This is a genomic window from Dietzia sp. E1 (assembly GCF_014145015.1).
Taxonomy (GTDB): Bacteria; Actinomycetota; Actinomycetes; order Mycobacteriales; family Mycobacteriaceae; genus Dietzia; species Dietzia cinnamea_A.
On record NZ_JAALDU010000087.1, the window covers coordinates 1 to 3968 of the forward strand.

4 protein-coding genes are annotated in these 3968 nt (G+C 63.0%); 1 reads left to right on the plus strand and 3 read right to left on the minus strand.

Annotated elements, in window-relative coordinates; translation table 11 throughout:
- Nucleotides 1-85: 85 nt before the first annotated feature.
- The gene (locus tag G6030_RS03840; protein WP_182642261.1) at nt 86-1663 is read right to left on the minus strand and encodes an MFS transporter; all 1578 of its coding nucleotides are present in this window, start codon (nt 1661-1663) and stop codon (nt 86-88) included.
- A 118-nt stretch (nt 1664-1781) separates the two neighbouring features.
- On the opposite strand from G6030_RS03840, the gene G6030_RS03845 reads away from it, so the two are divergent.
- Nucleotides 1782-2468 carry a TetR family transcriptional regulator gene (locus G6030_RS03845; RefSeq protein WP_182642262.1) on the plus strand — a complete coding sequence of 229 codons (687 nt, stop codon included), beginning with the start codon at nt 1782-1784 and terminating at the stop codon, nt 2466-2468.
- A 171-nt stretch (nt 2469-2639) separates the two neighbouring features.
- Here G6030_RS03845 and G6030_RS03850 read toward each other — a convergent pair whose 3' ends face one another.
- The gene (locus G6030_RS03850; protein WP_063972865.1) at nt 2640-3701 is read right to left on the minus strand and encodes a BtrH N-terminal domain-containing protein; all 1062 of its coding nucleotides are present in this window, start codon (nt 3699-3701) and stop codon (nt 2640-2642) included.
- Between the two features lie 120 nt (nt 3702-3821).
- On the minus strand, nt 3822-3968 hold a 147-nt coding region (locus G6030_RS03855), incomplete at its 5' end, for an oxidoreductase C-terminal domain-containing protein (RefSeq protein ID WP_277817422.1).

Below are 3968 nucleotides of genomic sequence, written 5' to 3' on the forward strand. Positions count from 1 at the left end.
GTCAGGCCTACGGCCTCACAACTTCATAGTGAAGGGCCAGTTTCTCCAGGCACGAGTCAGTGCAGCCGGAAGCCGGACGGGCCACCTATCCGACGCTGTCCCGGTGTGCCGGTGCTGTGGAACTGGCCGTGGTCTTGTGGTCACGCGGAGCAGTGCCCGGGGCAAGGATCGCTAGCAAGACTGCGGCTGCGGCGGTGAGGATTGCCAACGTAAGTGTGGCCTGACTGCTGCCGTTGACAAATGCCTCTTTGGCGTAGTCGACCAATGGTTGCGCCATTGGTCCGGCTTGTGCGGCGATCTCTAGGGCGGCGGCCAGGGAGTCGGAGACCGGACCGCGGGCAGGTTCGGGTAACTGAGGCAGGGCGGGTTGGATGTGGCGGGTGTATCCGGCGGCCAGCACACTGCCGGCCACTGCGATCCCCATCGCAGCGCCGATCTCGCGGGCCGCATCGTTGACTGCGGCGGCGACCCCGTGTTTGCTCTCCGGAGTTTCGGCGATGATCGCGTAGGTCGCTGGGGCTGTGCATAGTCCGAGCCCTGCGCTCATGATCAACAGCGGCCATAGCAGGTCGAGGTAACGTGCGTCGACGGTCATCCGGCTGACCAGCATCAGGCCAACTGCGATGGTCACCAGACCGGCGACGGTCATCACTCGTAGTCCAAATCGCTGTGACAGTCGGGGGGCGATCACCGAGATCACGATCAGGGGGACCGTCATCGGCACCAATCCCAACGCCGAGGCCAGCGGTCCGTATCCCAGGATCAGTTGCAGGTACTGCACCAGGAGTAGGAATACCCCGAAAGTGACCAAGAATTGGATGGCCACCGACAACGAGCCGGCGCTGAAGCCGCGCTTGGCGAACAACCGAACATCCAACAAGGGGGCCGAGGATCTCAGCTCAATCAGGATAAAAAAGGCTGTCGCCAACGTGCCGGCCCCGGCGCTGGCGAGAACGATCGGGTCGGCCCAACCCCGCGCTGGAAACTCGATCGTGGCGAATACGATTCCCGCAACCGCGACTGCAGCTGCCGCCGCGCCCACCCAGTCCACGGGAGGGTGATCATGCTGGCTGGACTCAGCGATCGTGCATGCCAGCGCGGCCAGTAGGGCTCCCGCTGCGGTCAGTCCAACAAATACCGACACCCACGACCAGCGCTCAAGCAACACCCCGGCGCCGAGGATGCCTAACACTGCTCCGGAGCCGGCGACTCCAGCCCACACACCTACTGCTCGGCCGCGATGAACGGCGGCGAAACCAGCAGTCAGAATCGATAGCGTCGAGGGCATTACCAGTGCAGCGCCCGCCCCGGCAACCGCTCGCGCAGCGATCAACCAGGCCGGGTCAGACAGCAGCAGGGGAAGTGCGGATGCCATGGTGAATATCGCCAGGCCTATTACGAGAACTGCGCGTCTGCCATAGCGGTCACCGATCGCTCCAGCGGGCAGGACCAGGCACGCCAGTACCAGCGTGTAGCCGTCGACGATCCAGGTCAGCTGGGCTTGCGTCGCTCCAGTCTCTACCGCAATCTCCGGTAATGCCGAATACAGCGCGGCCATGGCCGCGACCACCAACGCCACGGCTAGGCACGACACCGTGAGCATCCACCATTCGGCTCGGGTCCACCGGGATGACTCGGTGATGGTCTGTTGGGGTGAGTGCATCGCCGGCCCCTTGCTGTGAGATGGTCGGTCTTGGTCTGAGACAAGTAGTATCACAGTATCCGGCTGGCTGGACAGGTTAGCTTGGACGAGAAGTGACCGTCGGCCGAAGGGGGAGAGCGTGAACGACTGGAGTGCTGACCGGCCCGCTACGGACGACGATCAGCTCGATCCGCGACTGCTGCGCTCACGAAAACGATTGCTCGACGCTGCCACGCATCTCCTGAGCACTGGCGGTGTAGAGGCGGTTACCGTCGAGGCGGTCACTCGAATGTCAAAGGTGGCGCGGGCCACGCTCTATCGGCATTTCGGCGGGACCGCCCAGTTGCTTGCGGCGACCTTCGAGCGGCTGTTGCCTCGCGTCGAAGTCTCTGCCACCAGTGGGTCGGTACGCGACCAACTCATCGCGCTTCTCACGGCCCAAGCCGACCTGATTGACCAGGCGCCGCTGAACATTACGACTCTGGCTTGGCTGTCAATCGGATCAGTCGGCGGCGATCCTGCCGATTCGGCCGCGATCACCTCACTGCGTAGTCGAGTCATCGAGGAATACCGGCAGCCCTTTGGCCGCATCCTCACACATCCTGACGTTCGAGCACAGCTCGGCAACGTCGACACCACCTTCGCGATCGTTCAACTCCTGGGTCCCGTCGTGTTCGCTCGCCTTACTGGGCTCTGCACCGTCGACCACGACGGATGCGTGCAACTCGTTGATGATTTTCTTGCTGCCCGCAAGCAGGGAGGCGAACCCATCCCGGCCGAGTCCATCCACGACCTGAACCGCCCTGGCGCCGGCGGATCTCGCTAAATCGGGGCTTCTTCTTGTCGGATGGGTGTGACCGCTCGATCGCCGAGGTCGCCGGGGAGGTGGCGAGGCAACCCTAGAGCCCGGTCGTTTCGGTGCGAGCGGCGGCGAGCCATCCGCTGCAGTCTGAGTGCGGCCGGAACTTCTACCGTCCAGTTTTGACTTCCCGATTAGTCAGGCTGCTGCAAGCGATCGCGAAGCTGACTCCAGAGCTTCAGCCAGTTGAAGCTCGAGCGTGGGCAGGAGGCTAACCGCCGAAGCCACACGTTCCAGCCGAGTACGCACATCGACCTCGTGCTCGATCCCGGCTCGGCCGGCCTCCGTCCATGTCTGTGCACAGTGTCTGGCGGCTACGGCGAGATCTTCGGTCGCGAGGTCACCGGTCAAACGTGCCACGTCCGCGCAGCCGTCAGCGAGCAGCTTTCGGAACAGGCCGCCACCGGTGCCGGCCTTCTCGATGAAAGCGCTCAAGCTGAATAAGAGGATCTCGAGTTCGTCAGCCGGTAGATGGGACCAAGTCCGGACATCAGCGGCGAGCTGGGCGACCGCTGCTAAGCCTTCGGAACCGCTCACCGCGGTCGTGAGATCAACGACTCCTGGCGGAGTTGGGTGGCGCATGTTCGCTGCCGATTGACGGAAAGCCGCTGCGGCAACCTGCGCAAGGTCTGGTAACTCATGCGGCCAGGCGATGCGGTACGTGGTGTGACGTGTCGGTTGTGGGAATGACATCGACGACCGTGCTCGAGCGAGAGCGTCGAACGGAACCTTTTGGACCTCGGCACGGTCGTTGTCAACAACGAAGGCGATCCTCTCCGCCTCGTCGTAACCAATTACCACGATATCGTGGCGACTCATTTGGAGCCGAACCCGCAGGTAGGGCAACTCCGCGATGTCGCCCCATATCAGGGCTGGCCTTCCGGCATCGACCTCCTGGCTAATCCACGACCATCCTTCTCGGGGATCGTCGGTCGTGAGCACTTGGACCTGTGCGCCCAGTAGATGGGGGAGATTTACTTCGAAATCGGAGTCTCTCCCTACCAGATAAAGCGGCGGGAAGAGGTCGCTCGAGCGCAAGTAGGACAGGCCAAGTGACCCCCCGAGGGTGAAGACGAGACCTTCATCGGGCGGTTCTTCCCAGCCGAGGCCTTGCCAGTGCAGGAGGTCTCGCATCGCGGCTGAGCCGCAGTGCCCCCCGACCCGATGTGGATAGTTCTCGATGAGCGTCTGGCGAGTCATCAGAGTTCCTTTCTGAACGGCAGGCGGGCACGAACCGGGCTCTCTTGCTGCGCCAGTGGGATGTCAGCGCCGTTCGTCGAGGCTCCGCCGTTGACCGTGCGAGTCTCGCTCGGGACTGGCTTACCCATTGCGCAAGGAATCGGGAGAACCCGTATGGGCGAAATCGGTCCGGACGAAAGGACGCTGCTGTGTGATGACCTGTTTGCTGAGCATGAAATCACGGGGACGATTGATGCAGTCTGCAGCAAGGAGTTCGCCATCACGGAG

Bases quoted from the DNA above. Each gene is read 5' to 3' on its own strand.
- G6030_RS03840 (WP_182642261.1), bottom strand. From the start codon at position 1,663: ATGCACTCACCCCAACAGACCATCACCGAGTCATCCCGGTGGACCCGA.
- G6030_RS03850 (WP_063972865.1), bottom strand. From the start codon at position 3,701: ATGACTCGCCAGACGCTCATCGAGAACTATCCACATCGGGTCGGGGGG.